This window comes from Paraglaciecola sp. G1-13, assembly GCF_055809255.1.
Genome location: NZ_CM147903.1, coordinates 4,001,550 through 4,017,471, shown reverse-complemented (window position 1 = coordinate 4,017,471; position 15,922 = coordinate 4,001,550). Strand labels below are relative to the sequence as shown.

General features: G+C 44.3%; 14 protein-coding genes. 7 read left to right on the top strand and 7 right to left on the bottom strand.

What is annotated here, in order from left to right; genetic code table 11:
• Positions 1 to 13: 13 nt before the first annotated feature.
• Positions 14 to 1,492, bottom strand: a complete 1,479-nt coding sequence (xylB, locus tag AC0L6N_RS17000) for a xylulokinase (RefSeq protein ID WP_473476219.1) — start codon at positions 1,490 to 1,492, stop codon at positions 14 to 16.
• Between the two features lie 182 nt (positions 1,493 to 1,674).
• Between xylB and AC0L6N_RS16995 the strand changes: the two genes are divergently transcribed.
• The gene (locus AC0L6N_RS16995; protein ID WP_011576444.1) at positions 1,675 to 2,847 is read left to right on the top strand and encodes a XylR family transcriptional regulator; all 1,173 of its coding nucleotides are present in this window, start codon (positions 1,675 to 1,677) and stop codon (positions 2,845 to 2,847) included.
• Positions 2,848 to 2,909: 62 nt separating this feature from the next.
• Here AC0L6N_RS16995 and AC0L6N_RS16990 read toward each other — a convergent pair whose 3' ends face one another.
• The 6 genes from AC0L6N_RS16990 to AC0L6N_RS16965 form a co-directional block, all read right to left on the bottom strand.
• On the bottom strand, positions 2,910 to 5,621 hold the full coding sequence (locus AC0L6N_RS16990; RefSeq protein WP_473476217.1) for an ATP-binding protein: 2,712 nt from the start codon (positions 5,619 to 5,621) through the stop codon (positions 2,910 to 2,912).
• Positions 5,622 to 5,641: 20 nt separating this feature from the next.
• Entirely contained in the window at positions 5,642 to 6,949 is a 1,308-nt protein-coding gene (locus tag AC0L6N_RS16985) for an ABC transporter substrate-binding protein (RefSeq protein WP_011576442.1), read from the bottom strand.
• 86 nt (positions 6,950 to 7,035) lie between these two features.
• Positions 7,036 to 7,485, bottom strand: a complete 450-nt coding sequence (locus tag AC0L6N_RS16980) for a DUF4426 domain-containing protein (RefSeq protein WP_473476214.1) — start codon at positions 7,483 to 7,485, stop codon at positions 7,036 to 7,038.
• Positions 7,466 to 8,008: a YggT family protein gene (locus AC0L6N_RS16975; protein WP_011576440.1), complete on the bottom strand. Its 543-nt coding sequence runs from the start codon at positions 8,006 to 8,008 to the stop codon at positions 7,466 to 7,468. Before AC0L6N_RS16975 ends, AC0L6N_RS16980 begins: the two co-directional genes overlap by 20 nt.
• Positions 8,009 to 8,033: 25 nt before the next feature.
• Positions 8,034 to 8,855 carry a pyrroline-5-carboxylate reductase gene (proC, locus tag AC0L6N_RS16970; protein WP_011576439.1) on the bottom strand — a complete coding sequence of 274 codons (822 nt, stop codon included), beginning with the start codon at positions 8,853 to 8,855 and terminating at the stop codon, positions 8,034 to 8,036.
• Positions 8,856 to 8,991: 136 nt separating this feature from the next.
• Positions 8,992 to 9,675, bottom strand: a complete 684-nt coding sequence (locus AC0L6N_RS16965; RefSeq protein ID WP_473476211.1) for a YggS family pyridoxal phosphate-dependent enzyme — start codon at positions 9,673 to 9,675, stop codon at positions 8,992 to 8,994.
• 28 nt (positions 9,676 to 9,703) lie between these two features.
• Between AC0L6N_RS16965 and AC0L6N_RS16960 the strand changes: the two genes are divergently transcribed.
• From AC0L6N_RS16960 to recJ, 6 genes are all read left to right on the top strand, one after another.
• Positions 9,704 to 10,747 carry a type IV pilus twitching motility protein PilT gene (locus tag AC0L6N_RS16960; RefSeq protein WP_473476210.1) on the top strand — a complete coding sequence of 348 codons (1,044 nt, stop codon included), beginning with the start codon at positions 9,704 to 9,706 and terminating at the stop codon, positions 10,745 to 10,747.
• A gap of 32 nt (positions 10,748 to 10,779) precedes the next feature.
• Positions 10,780 to 11,892, top strand: coding sequence for a PilT/PilU family type 4a pilus ATPase (locus tag AC0L6N_RS16955; RefSeq protein ID WP_473476207.1), 1,113 nt, complete (start codon positions 10,780 to 10,782; stop codon positions 11,890 to 11,892).
• A gap of 92 nt (positions 11,893 to 11,984) precedes the next feature.
• Positions 11,985 to 12,293: a putative signal transducing protein gene (locus AC0L6N_RS16950; RefSeq protein WP_041714088.1), complete on the top strand. Its 309-nt coding sequence runs from the start codon at positions 11,985 to 11,987 to the stop codon at positions 12,291 to 12,293.
• Positions 12,283 to 13,188 (top strand): site-specific tyrosine recombinase XerD, encoded by a 906-nt coding sequence (xerD, locus tag AC0L6N_RS16945; protein ID WP_473476204.1) that lies wholly within the window; start codon positions 12,283 to 12,285, stop codon positions 13,186 to 13,188. Before AC0L6N_RS16950 ends, xerD begins: the two co-directional genes overlap by 11 nt.
• A gap of 145 nt (positions 13,189 to 13,333) precedes the next feature.
• Positions 13,334 to 14,062 (top strand): bifunctional protein-disulfide isomerase/oxidoreductase DsbC, encoded by a 729-nt coding sequence (gene dsbC, locus AC0L6N_RS16940; protein WP_041714085.1) that lies wholly within the window; start codon positions 13,334 to 13,336, stop codon positions 14,060 to 14,062.
• Between the two features lie 80 nt (positions 14,063 to 14,142).
• On the top strand, positions 14,143 to 15,861 hold the full coding sequence (gene recJ / locus AC0L6N_RS16935) for a single-stranded-DNA-specific exonuclease RecJ (protein ID WP_473476202.1): 1,719 nt from the start codon (positions 14,143 to 14,145) through the stop codon (positions 15,859 to 15,861).
• Positions 15,862 to 15,922: the final 61 nt, after the last annotated feature.

Sequence of the window (15,922 nt, the reverse complement as noted above, 5' to 3'; positions counted from 1 at the left end):
GTTACTCAATGGGCTAAAAAAATTCTTGGGTTGCCTTGTACAAAGCCGAGAACTTAGCTCGGCGTTGGGCATAAGACTGTGCCTTTTCAAGGTTAGGTTGATACACAGAATCAAGCGTGGGTTGCGGGCAAATCTGTTCGATTGGTTTCTCTGGTTGCATAGCCAATTGCGCTAAGCGAGCGGCACCTAAACCTGGGCCCACATCGCCGCCTTGGCGATAGGTTACTGGGCGCTGCAAAACATCAGCAATAAGTTGTCGCCAATAGGCGCTTTTGGCGCCACCACCAATCAAGGTAATTTCATCCACCTGTACCCCTGACGCATGCAATGCATCTACACCATCGGCGAGGCCAAACGTTACACCCTCTAATACACTGTGGGTCAAAGCCGCTTGTGAGCTCGAGTGGGTCAATCCGAAAAAGGCTCCAGTTGCGTTGGGGTTATTATGAGGAGTACGCTCACCACTTAAGTAAGGTAAAAACAACGGCCCGTTTTGGGTGCTGTCTTGCGTGTTAGTGGTTTGATTTTTGGTGGTTTGCTCCAGTTCTGCTAGCAGCACAGATACTTCTTTTTTAACGACTTGCTCGGCGTACCACTGCAAACAACTGGCAGCACTTAGCATAACGGACATCAAATGCCAGGTCTGGGGCAGGGCGTGACAAAAGCTGTGTACCGCTGACTCAGGATTACTGCGAAAGCCTTCACTTACGGCAAAATACACACCAGAAGTACCAAGTGACAGCATCGCCTGGCCTGGTTTGACAATGCCGACACCAATGGCGCCTGCGGCATTATCGCCAGCACCAGCAACCAGCGGTACGCTTTTCATGTTCCAGCGTTTAGCCACGTCATCAGACAAGGTGCCGGTAATGGCATTGCCTTCAAACAGAGCTGGCATATGAGATTCGTTTAAACCACATACGTTAAGTATGTCAGCATGCCAGCATCGTTTATCTACATCTAACCACATGGTGCCTGCCGCATCTGACATATCCGAGGCAAAATCACCACTGAGTAGCAAGCGTAAATAATCTTTAGGCAGTAGCACTTTATCGATTTTTGCGAACAGTTCTGGCTCATGCTGTTTTACCCATAATATCTTGGGTGCAGTAAAGCCAGGCATAATAATGTTGCCCGTAATCTTCTGTGCATTGGGAACCCGCTGTTCAATTTCTGCGCACTGGGCTTCGCAGCGTCCATCATTCCAAAGTATCGCAGGACGAAGCACCTGTTGGTGTTCATCAAGTAGGGTTGCGCCGTGCATTTGACCTGCAAAACCAATTGCTAGTACATCAGACAGGTCGTGCTGCGCGTGAAGTTTGTCCATAGCAGCGCAGAATCCGTCCCACCAGTCTTGTGGGTTTTGCTCTGACCACAAGGGCTTGGGCCTTGATACTTCAAATGCGCAGGACGCGCTATCTACTATTGCACCGCTGTTGTCGGTTAACACCAACTTGATACCAGATGTGCCTAAATCAACACCTAAAAACATGGGAGTACCTGCCTAATAATGAGTTTGCCAGATACTAGCAGAACGATTAAATTAAACTGCAATGCAGGTAATAACGAAATTTAATAACGAAATTTCGTAATACTCTTAACGAGTAAGGTAGTAGTTACGTGATACAGGCTAATGCACTATACGACCGGACATTGAGAGAGATTAGGTGATTTATGTTTCAAGCGAAGCACAGTATTAGTTTGCTATTTAACGCTAACAAAGTGTATGACCGTCAAGTAATTGAAGGGATTGGCCACTACTTGCAATCTTCGAAAGTGGATTGGGATGTGTACTTAGAAGAGGACTTTCTAATCCGCTTAGAGCACGTCGAAGACTGGGGCGGGGACGGTATTATTGCTGATTTTGACGACCCCTCAATTCAGAGAATGCTCGTGAACAGCAAAATTCCAGTCGTTGGGGTCGGGGGCTCTTATTCTAAAGAAGAGGATTACCCTGATGTGCCTTATGTGGCCACTGATAATTTCGCTGTAGTGCAAGCCGCATACGAACACTTAAAAAAGAAAGGCTTAGAGCGTTTTGCGTTTTATGGCTTGCCCAGTGATAACGATCACCGCTGGGCGGTAGAGCGTGAACAGGCGATCGTTAAATTGTGCCAAGCAGATGGTTACGAATGCTCAATTTATCGAGGACACCCCACGCGACCAGAAACGTGGCAATACACTATGAATCGCTTATCTGACTGGATCCAAGGCTTGCCAAATCCGGTGGGAATAATCAGTGTGACCGATGCTAGAGCGAGGCATTTACTCCAAGCTTGTGAACAGATAGGCAAGTTAGTGCCAGACAACATATCTATTGTAGGCATTGATGATGACGACATTGCACGTTATTTAAGTCGCATTAGCCTGAGTTCGGTGACCCAAGGGTGCTTTGAAATGGGGTTTCAAGCCGCCAAATTACTGCATAGACGATTAGAAAACAGCAACTTGAAGAACAAACGGGTATTGGTGCCACCTGCAGGCGTTTCTGAGCGTCAATCCACCGACTTCAAAGCGCTAAAAGACCCCTACGTGATTCAAGCTATGCACTTCATAAGACAAAATGCCGCCAGAGGCATAAAAGTCGAACAAGTACTGGATTACGTTGGTGTGTCGCGCTCGAACCTTGAGCAGCGTTTCAAGGACGAAAGAGGCCATAGTATCCACACAGAAATTCACAATGAAAAACTCGAAAAAGCCTGTGATATGTTAGTAAAAGGCAGTGCTTCTACAACGGAAATCGCCACATTATGCGGTTACCCTTCATTGCAGTACATGTATGCAGTGTTTAAAAAACATTATGGCAAAACACCTAGGGAATATAGAGAGAAGCACTTAGAGGAGTAATCATCTGTTGGCCTGCTTTGGGTGGCATAAGCAGGCTCTATTTCGCACCTTATTTTCGTTTCCTATTCGTTTTCTGTTTGTGCTTTTACCATTATTTTAGCAGGTAGATACTTACTGAGCATGTCTTCTAAGGCGACTAACTTTAACGGCTTGGTCAGATACTCGTTCATGCCCACTTCTTTGGCTTGTACAAAATCTTCTTTCATTGCGTTCGCGGATAATCCACATATGACCAGGTCAAGAAGACCTTGTTGACGTATTTCAATGGTGGCCTGATAGCCGTCCATGACTGGCATTTGTATGTCCATTAACACCACGTCATAATGCGCGGAATTAATCACTTTTGTGACCGCTTGCTGGCCATTTTCAGCAATATCGAACGTGATGCCAAGCACGCGCAGCATTTCTCCGGTCACAACCTGGTTAATGCTATTGTCTTCTACCAGCAAAATATGACCGTCGTACTCCACTTGCTCATTGAACTGCGGGCTAGGGATATCAGATACGAACTGCTCTTCATTCAGCAGTGAATGAATAAACGAGACCAAGTGACCAGGTGTAAAAGGGTGGGTTAAACAAGGGAAGCTCCAAATATTAATCAGCTTCTGTGGCAAATTACTCGGTTGAGTATCAGTAATAAAGCCAACATTTCTACCATCATCTTTCAGTTTCTGTATCGACGGACCTATGGCTTTGTGTTCAGCTAAGTCCGCCACGTCTATGATAACAATGTCATTCTCTGTTATTTCAGGCAACATCTTCTCAAGCTGCATATGCGGGAAGTGATGATAATCCATTTCGACATTGTTGAAATACTGCTGTTCAATCAAGCCTTTGGGCGTCTTACTGAAATAATACATTTTGCGCTGAGGCTGAGGCGCAATATGAAAAATATTCTGCTCATCAGATTGGACGATTACAGTGAATGTGACCTCAAATGTACTGCCAACATTGAGCTCTGATTGTGCGGTGACATTGCCCCCCATAAGATGCACCAGCTGCTTCACTATCGTTAAGCCCAAACCTGTACCACCAAAATCACGGCTGGTGGTGCCATCGGCTTGGGTAAATGACTCAAAGACTTTTCCTAGCTGCTCTTTAGACATGCCAATGCCTGTATCCTTCACACGAGCCTTGAGCAATACCTTGTCACTGTTGGGTATAACATCATGGGTTATAAATATGGTAATTGAACCATTACGAGTGAATTTGACGGCATTACTGGTTAAGTTCAGTAACACTTGGCTGATGCGCAAAGGGTCGCCAATTAGCGTTGGGGGAATATTGGGATCACATATAAATCGCACATTGAGATTTTTCTCTTGTGCCCGAGCAGAAATATTCGTCAATAAGTTAGCAAACACAGAATTGAGGGAGAACTCCACTTGCTCAATATCTAGTTTGCCCGCTTCAACTTTTGAAAAGTCTAAAATATCGTTGATCAGGCTCATTAATATCTGGCTTGAGTACACTACTTTATTCAAATGCTGGCGCTGGGTGGGTGTTAAATCACTTTTCATAACGACATCTAACAAACCGATTATGCCATTCATTGGGGTGCGTATTTCGTGACTCATATTCGCCAAGAACATACTTTTAGATACCGTGGCTTGTTCCGCTTTGTGTTTTGACTCAACTAATTCCGCATTTAGCATTTCTTGCTCGCTGTTAAGACGCTGGGCCTGAGCGAGTAAGGCGGATGTCTGCTTGTTTTTCTCGTGGAATACATCTGCTGCGTTGGCTAATTGACCGATTTCGTTGTGCCTAGTGATCCCTGGAATGGCATCAACGTCTTCACCTTTGGCAAGCTTTTTAAATACCTCCGTAATGGTGTTGATGGGGATCATGATCCGAGACGCTAAAAAGTAAGCTGTGATACAGGCAAGGAAAATCCCGATAATAGAAAATAAATCACTGCTTATTTGATTCTTTTCAATGTTACTTTTTACTTGCTCATTGGTGTCGCCCAATTTTGAGGTCACAAGGCGATTGAGCTCTCTGGCCATAAATAGAAATTCGTTAGCTGAGCCCGCCATAACCACGTTAACTAAAAACAAATACCCACTTGTGACATTGGTGAGTTGTAAAAACTCACCGTCTACTTTGTCTAGCTTTGTGATTAAGGCAGATGTCATTTCGTCCGGTAAAGCACTTTGTAGTAAGCTCTCCTTCGCTTGACTTAACTCACCTCTGAAACTTTCTACCAATTGGTAATCTGGGTTAAGCAAATATTGATAGGTGACGTTTTCCGCCCGAGTGATATGGTATTTAGTGCGTGATAAACTGAGAGAGGTAGAACTATCCCCTTGGGATAAAGACGCTAATATGTCATTGATATCAACTGTCAGATCTTTCTCAAAGAGCTTGTCACGCTTACTGCGCCCAGTAATTACGTTTGAAAAATTATCTTTGTATTCGGCTATATGATTACGCATTCTAGAAATAAAGCCGTGATAGATATCAGCTTGTTCTTCTTTGCTGGTTAGCGACTCTAGTGTTGCCAGATTATCAATTGAACTTTGAATTAATGAATTGAAACGTGCAATAGCAGATTTACTGGCCGAATCCTTATATATTAATACATTCCGTTGTAAGTCTAATACATCTCGCTCAAGCTCTCGCACCAAGCTTACTTTTATAACGGCTTGATGGGTTAGATCTAAACTGTTTACAAAGGTGCTATGATTGCTGCGAGTAACAAATACTTGTGATACCAGTAAAAGAATTAATATTACCGAAACAAGCAGTATCTGGGCTTTCAGGGTTCTAAACACGTGTTATTTTCTCAGCCATTTCATGAGCTTATAAATTCATACCATTTTTGTAAGGTATAGTCGTAAGTCGGCATAGCCGTATTCCAAACCGCCACATTACTAAAACGGTCAGTATAACTGCCACCTGAGCGCACCTCTCCTCGCATCACAGAGGTGTTTCCATCCGGACCTTTAAGAGGTTGGCTGGCAGGCTTCCCATCATACCAGTAGTCCCATTCGCTTTGCTCAAGGTAATTAGCTGAGCGCTGTGCGTTGGAGATATAATACCCTTGACGAGCGATAAACGCGCCTGGCCAGCCCGACATCCACCAATTCATATATTCGTATGCTACATCTTTTGTGCGCCCTTGGGCATGAGAAGATAAGCACATTACTCCATGCCAGCCGCGATAACCTTCTTTAGGGGCAGCGAATGTGACTGGAATATTTTTTCCATTTAACGTAGATACCGCAGGGGAGAACATGCTTTCAATGTGTACCCGTCCTGCTTCCATGAAATCAATCGACTCTGGCACTGAGTTCCAAAAGCCGCCAAAAAAGTTTTGGTGTTTCAAATCAATCAAAATATCAAACAGGCGATCTAATTCATCGGCAGTAATATTACCTATGTCGGCAAACTTCATTGTGCCGCTCGCATCAGCCGCTAACGCTAGATCAAACAAGCCTATAGTGGGGTCGTTAATAATACCCACCTTTCCACTGTGTTTTTTATCCAGAAGCCAGCCCCAACTTTCTGTTTTGTAGGCTATGCCTTTTTCGATTTCATTGGTGTTATAGCCAAATGAATCGACATTATGAACGTAGGGCAAGAAACTAACTTGGCCAGTCTGTTCAACGCCCAGTGAGCCGTTTGCTTGTACATTGACTATTTTAAAGGGGGCATCTCCGGCACCGTACTTGGCTTTTGGCGTGAGTTTCCCAGTTTTGCATAGCGAATTGATTTCATCCCAATGGGTAATGCGCTTGGTCTCAATTGCTTGGATCGATCGATTTCGCCACAGCGGACGAATACTATTGGACCATTGTTCATAAATATCAAAACTTTCAGGAGAAAGTAACCCACGCTGTAAAACGCCAGGGCTTCCTTTTGCCTCAAACTGAATATCTATCCCCAGGTCACTCATTGCACGCTGCCTGAGTGGCTCTTGCAATGTCACGTGCGTGCCTAATACGCGCAAAGTGTGTTTCTGGCGGGCAAAAACGTAAGGGGCTTTGATGATAGAAGTACCGAGCAGCACACCTTTGCCAATCGTTTCTAACGTGGTTCGTTTGGACTTATCGACAGATGAAGCGCTCACGAGTGATTCCGTTTTACACTGTTTATGCATGTTAGCCTCCAATTGGAGACTAAACAGTATGTGAGAACGGGCGGTGACGCAATATTATCTGACGATAACTTTGGTCTAATTTTTTCCTATTCTACGTAAAATTTATGTTGAAAGTTAAGGACTTGCTGTTCTAAGCCGTCATTTATCTGAACTGAAATACGAAACGTTTCTTGGTCGCTAAAAGGTAACACAGCAAGGTAGTAGATAGCTTCGCCTTCACTCACTTCTTTGAACGTGAGTTTCTTGCTCACACCGAGTAAATTACGTGCGGTTCCCGATAGTACCGCGGACTGTGCCACCTGGTCGGCTTTATCAAGCACTGAAATATTAATGACGCCATTATATTTACTGCGAACAATGCCGTAATGCTTAGCGATATCGGGCGTAATGAAGGTACTGTTAAAAGCAATATAATGTACGTCCCAATTGCCCAGTGTCTCTTTTTGCTCAGAAAGCGCCGCTCCTGAGAAAAACAAGTTTGCCAGCAGCATCACGCTGCCAGCTAAAAACGCACGTTTAGAAATAGCCAAAGACATCACCTAGTAGCTTTTGCAAAAAGATAATCACCAAAATCACCACCATCACTGACAAGTCTAAACCACCTAAATTAGGAAGACGTCGTCTTATGGGGGCCAGCAAAGGCTCAGTCAGCTGACCAAGTACCATATCCATGGGGTTGTAACCTTGGCTTACCCAGCTCATGATGGCGCGAATAATCAATACCCACATCATTAACGACAGCGCTTCTTTGACCACTAAATAGAAAGAGCCAATCACCAAGCCCAAAGGATTGATATTGGTGTTCCCTGCTATTAAATTAAGAACGACTATTTTAAGGCCCGCCACCAGCAGTGCTAGCACTAATGTTGCGGTATCCATTCTACCTATTGATGGTAAAACTCTGCGCAGGGGGCCGACAATTGGGTGTGTGGCTTTCACCACAAACTGACTAAAAGGATTGTAAAAATCCGCTCTAGCCAATTGCAACCAAAAGCGCAGCAGCACTACCATTAAATACAATTCAAACAGGGTATTAACTAAAAACTGCATCGCGCTCATAGATATGTATCTTCCTAAAGACTAATTAAAATAATTTGGCCATTTCTTCGGCTCGAGTGACTGCTGCCTGCATTGCACCAGACACTAAAGTGTCTATACCGTTGTTTTGAAAATGCTCAACGGCTTTGGCAGTAGTGCCACCTTTTGAAGTAACTTGGGCGCGCAATTCACTGATTTCAAGTTGAGGATTGTGACAAACCATTTCTGCAGCCCCCAACATAGCCTGTTGAACAAGTAATCGTGCGGTTTGATGATCAAATCCTTGGCTTTGTGCTTCTTTTTGCATGGCCTCTAAAAAGGCATAGAAATACGCAGGGCTGCTGCCTGCTGCTGCAATGACTCCATTGATCATTGATTCTTTTTCAACCCAAGCAACTTCACCCACTTGCGCCATTAAGTCGCCAGCGTAATCTTTGTCTTCTTGACTAACCTGGGTCGGAGCAAACAAACCAGTCATGCCTTTACCTAGAGAGCTTGGGGTATTTGGCATAGTGCGAACAATATTTGACTGACCGCCAAGCATTTCACTTAAGCGTGAGGTTTCAATGCCCGCAGCGATAGAGATAAACAGTTTGCCGTTTAACGAGACGTTGTCTTTTAAGGTTGAACACATCTGTTCCATCAGTTGAGGTTTCACGGCAAGTACAATCACATCTGCATCTTGAACCGCTTGCTCATTCTGCTGCGTTATTTGGATAGAAAAATCACTTTCTAGGGCGGTTAATTTAGGCATAGATGGATTGCTAGCAATAATTTTATCAGCTGGGTAGCCACTGTTACACATGCCACTGATGATGCTTCTGCTCATGTTTCCTGCGCCGATAAAGGCGATATGTCTATGTTGCATAATTATCCTATGTTGTGGTTTTCGAAGAATGAAAATCGACACCTTTTTTTAAATTTACTAAATTCTATATGCATACTCTATTAACAAATCCTATGGATCTTGCTATTAACGAAAGTAATTGTATTGAGGCTCGATTTTACTGACGGGAACCGAAAATAGCGCTGCCGATCCTTACCATGGTTGAACCGCATTCGATAGCAAGTTGCATATCGTTTGACATTCCCATGCTTAGGGTATCAATTTGCGGATATTTTGTCTGTAGTTGTAAGAATAGCTCGTTCATCACCAACAGACTTTTACGCTGCATACCATCATTTTGTTGTGCCTTTGGGATCGTCATCAGCCCGCGTAACGCTAAATTAGGCATGACACTGATTTGCTCAGCCAACGCACTGACTTCATCCACTGCCACACCCGCCTTACTACTCTCATTATCAACATTAACTTGAATACACACGTTTAGTTTTTTATGAGCACTGCGCTGATCGTTTAATCGCTGGGCGATTTTCAAGCGGTCGATGCTGTGCACCCAATCGAAGTTTTCAGCCACAGGGCGAGTCTTGTTTGATTGCAAAGGGCCGATAAAATGCCATTCAATATCGCTTAATTCCCTGAGCTGCTGAATCTTGTCGACACCTTCTTGTACATAATTTTCACCAAATAAACGGTGTCCCGCTTCATACGCTTGCACGATATCTGATACGGGTTTGGTTTTGGTTACGGCTAGTAATTTGACTGAATTTGCTGGACGATTAGCATTACAAACACTCTGAGTGATTGTTTTCAGTGCGATTTTAAGTCGTTCTGCTATTGTTCCCATATTGCAACTTGTTAACGGAGAATAGGTTTTGGATATTACCGAACTTTTAGCCTTTAGTGTCAAAAATAACGCATCAGATTTACACCTGTCAGCAGGCCTACCGCCAATTATTCGCGTTGATGGAGAGATGCGTCGGCTAAATGTTCCCGCCTTAGATCACAAGCAAGTTCATGCCCTGATATACGAAATCATGAACGATAACCAACGCAAAGAGTATGAAGAAAATTTAGAGACCGATTTCTCATTTGAAGTGAAAGACTTATCGCGTTTTCGAGTTAATGCGTTCGTGCAAAATCGAGGTGCAGCTGCTGTACTGAGAACCATTCCAAGCAAAATTTTAAGCCTAGATGATTTAGGTGCACCGCATATATTCAAGGACATTATTAATCAGCCTACTGGCATTGTATTGGTCACTGGAGCGACTGGCTCGGGTAAAAGTACTACGCTTGCGGCCATGGTTGATCATATAAACCGGCACAAGCGGGAGCATATCCTGACCATTGAGGATCCTATCGAGTTCGTGCATGAAAATAAGCTGTGCGTGATGAATCAACGTGAAGTGCATCGCGATACACACAGTTTCAGTAATGCGCTGCGCTCGGCTTTGCGTGAAGATCCAGATGTGATCCTTGTTGGCGAGCTGCGCGACCTTGAGACTATACGGCTAGCAATATCAGCTGCTGAAACAGGTCATTTAGTGTTTGGTACGTTGCATACCAACTCAGCACCAAAAACCATCGACAGACTGATTGACGTATTCCCCGCAGAAGAGAAGTCCATGGTGCGCTCTATGTTGTCAGAATCATTACGGGCGGTTATTTCACAAACCTTATTGAAAAAAGTAGGCGGTGGACGTGTTGCCGCCCATGAAATCATGCTTGGTATACCCGCTATACGTAACCTTATTCGTGAAGATAAAGTGCCGCAAATGTACTCTGTTATGCAAACCAGCCAAGCTTATGGCATGCAAACTATGGATCAGTGCTTACAAAAAATGGTCGCTCAAGGTTTGATTACCAATGAGGATGCCGCTTCATTATCAATTGATAAAAAGCCGGGCATGAATTTTTAACGCATGCAACAACGCACTTACCAGAGACAACTATGGACTTAACTCCTTACTTGCAAGAAATGACTGATTTAGATGCGTCTGATTTGTTTATCACGGTAGGCATGCCAATCAGCGCGAAAATTAATGGTCAACTCACGCCAATAGGCGGCAGTAAATTGGATGAAGACGGTGCTTGGGGGTTAGTGCAAGATGCTATGACCGATGCGCAAAAAGAGCAATTTGTGCAAACCAAAGAGTGCAATTTTGCGATTGCCAGAGAGGGGATCGGGCGTTTTCGGTGTAGCGCATTTTGGCAACGTGATATGCCGGGCATGGTTATTAGGCGAATAGTGACCGACATTCCTAAAGCAGATGATTTAGGCCTGCCTCCTGTGCTCAAAGATATTATTATGAGTAAACGCGGTTTGGTGTTGTTTGTTGGTGCCACTGGTACCGGTAAGTCTACGTCCTTGGCGGCCTTAATTGGCCATCGCAATCATCATTCCCGAGGGCATATTCTCACCATTGAAGACCCAATTGAATTTGTTCACGAACATCAAAACTGTGTTGTGACCCAAAGAGAAGTGGGTATTGATACCCAATCTTTTGATGACGCATTAAAAAGCTCTTTGCGCCAAGCCCCAGATGTTATCTTGATCGGTGAAATCCGCTCCATGGAAACCATGGAATATGCAATGTCATTTGCCGATACCGGGCATTTATGTGTGGCTACGCTACATGCTAATAACGCCAATCAAGCCATTGAGCGTATTATGCATTTGGCACCACCAGAGCAGCATGAAAAACTGCGTTTTGATTTGAGCTTGAATATGCGTGCGGTCATAGCACAGCAATTGGTACCAACGGTCGATGGCAAAGGACGCGTGGCCGCCATTGAAATATTGCTAAATTCCCCTCTGGTGACTGACTTGATTCAGCGAAACGAAATTGGCGGCTTAAAAGAGGCCATGCGTAAAGGTAAAGAAATGGGCATGCAAAGTTTTGATATGGCACTTTATACCTTGTACCAAGAACAAAAAATCAGCTTGGAACAAGCAATACACCATGCCGATTCACCAAATGACCTGCGCCTGATGATTAAACTTGATTCTGATCAAGGTGACGCATTAGGTTCGTTGTCAAATGTATCTATCGATATGGATTAAGCCAATTTATAGCCACCCCAGCCAATAATTAACCACTGAGCAATTATTCATTGGAATTGCTATTACTATTACTCACGTAGTTTTGAGACATGATGAGAATTTACACAAATAACGACCGCTTCATGGTGTGGCAAGTCAAACAGCTTCTTGATGAGCATAAGATCCCTTGCTTTATCAAAAACGAATTCGCCAGCGGTGCCATGGGAGAGTTATCTCCGTTAGATTGTCAGCCAGAAGTGTGGCTAAACGATGGTAGCTGGCAGGCGCGAGCAGAGATTCTTATCGAACAAATGGAGAACCACACTGCCGTCGAATGGGTATGTTCTGGTTGTGGCGAAACCAATGGTGGAAATTTTGAGGTCTGCTGGCAATGTGGGCAGGAAACACACATTGACCAGTAAGCTTGATAACCATGAGATAATTGAACAATTCTTAGATACGATTTGGTTAGAAAAAGGGTTGAGTGAAAACACCTTAGATGCCTATCGCAGTGACCTGACTAAATTCAGCGACTTCTTAAAGGCGCAATCCTCTGTCGTTAATTTGCTTGATATTCAAACTGAGGATATTAATCAGTACATGGCCGAGCGTTTTGACAATGGTTTGTCTGAGCGCAGTAGCGCTCGTTGTTTAAGTAGTTTACGGCGTTTTTCAGGCTATATGTTGGCACACGGGTTACGTGAAGATGATCCCGTCAGTCGTATGCAAAACCCTAAGCTCAGTAAACCCCTGCCTAAAACGCTTTCAGAACAGCAAGTGGATGATTTACTCAATGCACCACAAACCGATGACCCTATTCAATTGCGCGACAAAGCCATGCTTGAGGTTCTGTACGCTACGGGCCTGCGGGTCACTGAGTTAGTCACATTACGCATCGGGCAATTGAGTATTTCACAAGGAGTGGTCAGAGTAACTGGCAAAGGTAATAAGGAACGCCTGGTACCGCTAGGGGAAGAAGCATTGGATTGGCTCACTACTTACATGAAAGAGGCGAGAGGAGCACTGCTGCGAAATGAAAGCGACGTGTTGTTTCCCAGCAATCGCGGCACGATCATGACGCGACAGACGTTCTGGCATCGTATTAAATTTCACGCCACGCAAGCCAACATCACCAGTGATTTATCGCCACATACCTTACGCCATGCTTTTGCTACCCATCTGTTGAATCACGGTGCTGATTTACGTGTCGTGCAAATGTTATTAGGTCACAGTGATTTATCCACCACGCAAATTTACACCCACGTGGCCACTGCTCGTTTACAGGAATTGGTTGCAGCACATCACCCTAGAGGATAGTGCTCCTACATAGCCGTTAATAGTGTGAGTAATTGTGTCGTGCTCTTGGTATCAAGGGCATTAGCAGTTACTATGTTTGTCCATAAAAATGAAATTATTTTTCCCTACTAGGGTCTTATCTTTATCTGTTCAAGTTGGAATTTATATGAAATATCGTGCGTTATTTGTGGCTGCTTTTGCCTTTTTATCGGTCAGCCTGAGTGTTAGTGCTGCATCAGGTAGCAGTCAAAACCTTGATAGTGTTAAGCAAAAAATTCAAATGTCATTAGGCATGCAAGTCACGTCTATTGGCGATGCGCCGGTTCCAGGCTTATTACAAGTACAAACTGATAAAGGCTTGTTTTACACCAGTGATGATGGCAAATATTTCCTTCAAGCCCGTATATTTAATCTAGATGAAGGCATGCGCAACGAGACAGAAACAACATTGACTAAAATGCGTGTTGATGGGGTGGAGCACTTCAAAAATTCTGTGATTGAATACAAAGCAGAGAAAGAAAAGTACGTGGTGAATGTGTTTACTGATATTACCTGTGGATATTGCCGTAAGTTGCATAATCAAATGGATGAATACAATGATTTAGGCATTACCGTTCGTTATCTAGCCTTTCCTCGCGCTGGCTTAAACAGCAAGCCTTATCAAGATATGGTGTCAGTTTGGTGTTCAGCTAATCCGCAAAAAGCGTTAAATGAAGCGAAAGGCGGCGAAAACGTCGCTAAAGCAAGTTGTTCAAATCAAGTCGCTGAGCAGTATAATTTTGGTCAGAGTGTAGGTGTAAATGGTACGCCTAATATTATTTTACCTGATGGCAGCGTGGTGCCTGGCTACCAACCACCGATGCAATTATTGCAAGCTATTCAAGACGCCTCATAGTATGTTAAGCAGGAGTAAATGCTCCTGCTTTCTGCTTTACCGTTTACCCCTATTTATTGTTATCAACTTAGAGTAAGTTTGTGCAAATACGCCGCCGTTCCCCTGTTTCCGATGAGCATCTACCTGACTCCATCAACCCTACCTTAAAACAAATATACGCCTCTCGCGGCATTACTTCTGAGCAACAACTTGAGCGAAGCGCCAAAGCGCTATTGCATTACAAAGACATGTCAGGCGTTGATACAGCCGTGAGTATATTGGCTGATGCATTAGCCAAGGGTAGGCGGATAATCATTGTTGGGGATTTCGACGCCGATGGGGCAACGAGTACGGCGCTGAGCATGCTGGCGCTGGGCATGATGGGCAGTAAAAATCATGACTATCTAGTGCCAAATCGCTTTAACTTTGGCTACGGACTGAGTCCGCAAATTGTTGATGTGGCACACGAGCAAGGTGCTCAGGTGATCATGACAGTGGATAACGGCATTGCGTGCTTTGCTGGGGTCGAACGCGCCAAGGAACTAGGTATAACCGTGTTGATAACGGATCATCACTTAGCTGCAGAATCACTACCTGTTGCAGATGCCATTGTTAACCCGAATCAACCAAACTGCTCATTTATGTCAAAGAACTTGGCTGGGGTAGGCGTTGCATTTTATTTGATGCTCGCGCTGAGAGCGCATTTGCGCCAAATTGATTGGTTCGCACAGAACAATCTTGCAGTGCCAAATCTAGCAGACTTATTGGATATAGTCGCGTTAGGTACTGTAGCCGATGTGGTGCCTTTGGATGAAAACAACCGCATTTTAGTGCATCAGGGGCTATTGCGTATTCGTAGTGACAAGTGCCGCCCGGGTATTCAAGCCTTGGTAGATGTCGCAGGGCGAGATAAACGTAAAATGGTAGCCTCTGATTTGGGATTTGTTATCGGACCTAGGCTAAACGCCGCTGGACGATTAGACGATATGTCCATGGGGATTGAATGTTTATTGACGGATTCAGATTACAAAGCCAAACAGATTGCCGTTGAGCTAGACAGTTTAAACCGTGAACGTCGTGAAATTGAACAATCTATGCAGCAAGAAGCGGTAACGACCCTCGAAAATTTACAATTATCAGAGCAAGACATGCCCCTCGGCTTGGTATTGTACCAAGCTGACTTTCATCAAGGCGTGATTGGTATTTTGGCTGGGCGTATTAAAGAAAAGTACTTTAGGCCCACCATTGCTTTTGCTCATCAAGATGATGAAATACTTAAGGGGTCAGCGCGCTCCATTCCAGGGGTGCATATTCGTGACCTATTAGAAGAGCTCAGCACTCGCTACCCTGGTGTTATCATCAAATTTGGTGGCCACGCTATGGCAGCGGGTTTGAGCATCGAAGCGCGTAAATTAGACGAATTTAAGTTGCGATTTACCCAACTGGCTGAAGAGCATTTGGCAGGTAAACCGCTGGCTGGCGAGCTTATTTCAGACGGTGAAATACCCGCCAGCTCGTTGACTTTAGAATTCAGCCAATTACTGAAAGACGCCGGTCCTTGGGGACAAGGATTCCCTGAGCCACTTTTTGATGGCGAATTTGAATTGGTTGAACAGCGCATTGTCGGCCAAAAGCATTTAAAAATGATGCTGCGTATGCCGTCGGGAAAATTAATCGATGCAATCGCATTTAACGTTGATACCCAAATATGGCCTAACGAGCAATGCAAACACGTGGAGTTGGCCTACAAATTAGATATTAACGAATTTCGCGGTCGGACTTCTTTGCAGTTTTTAGTCGAGGGATTAAATCCACTTTGATTACCCTGAAATAGGGACGTTAACCATGAGCAGACTGGATATCGTTTTGTCTTCGCTGTGG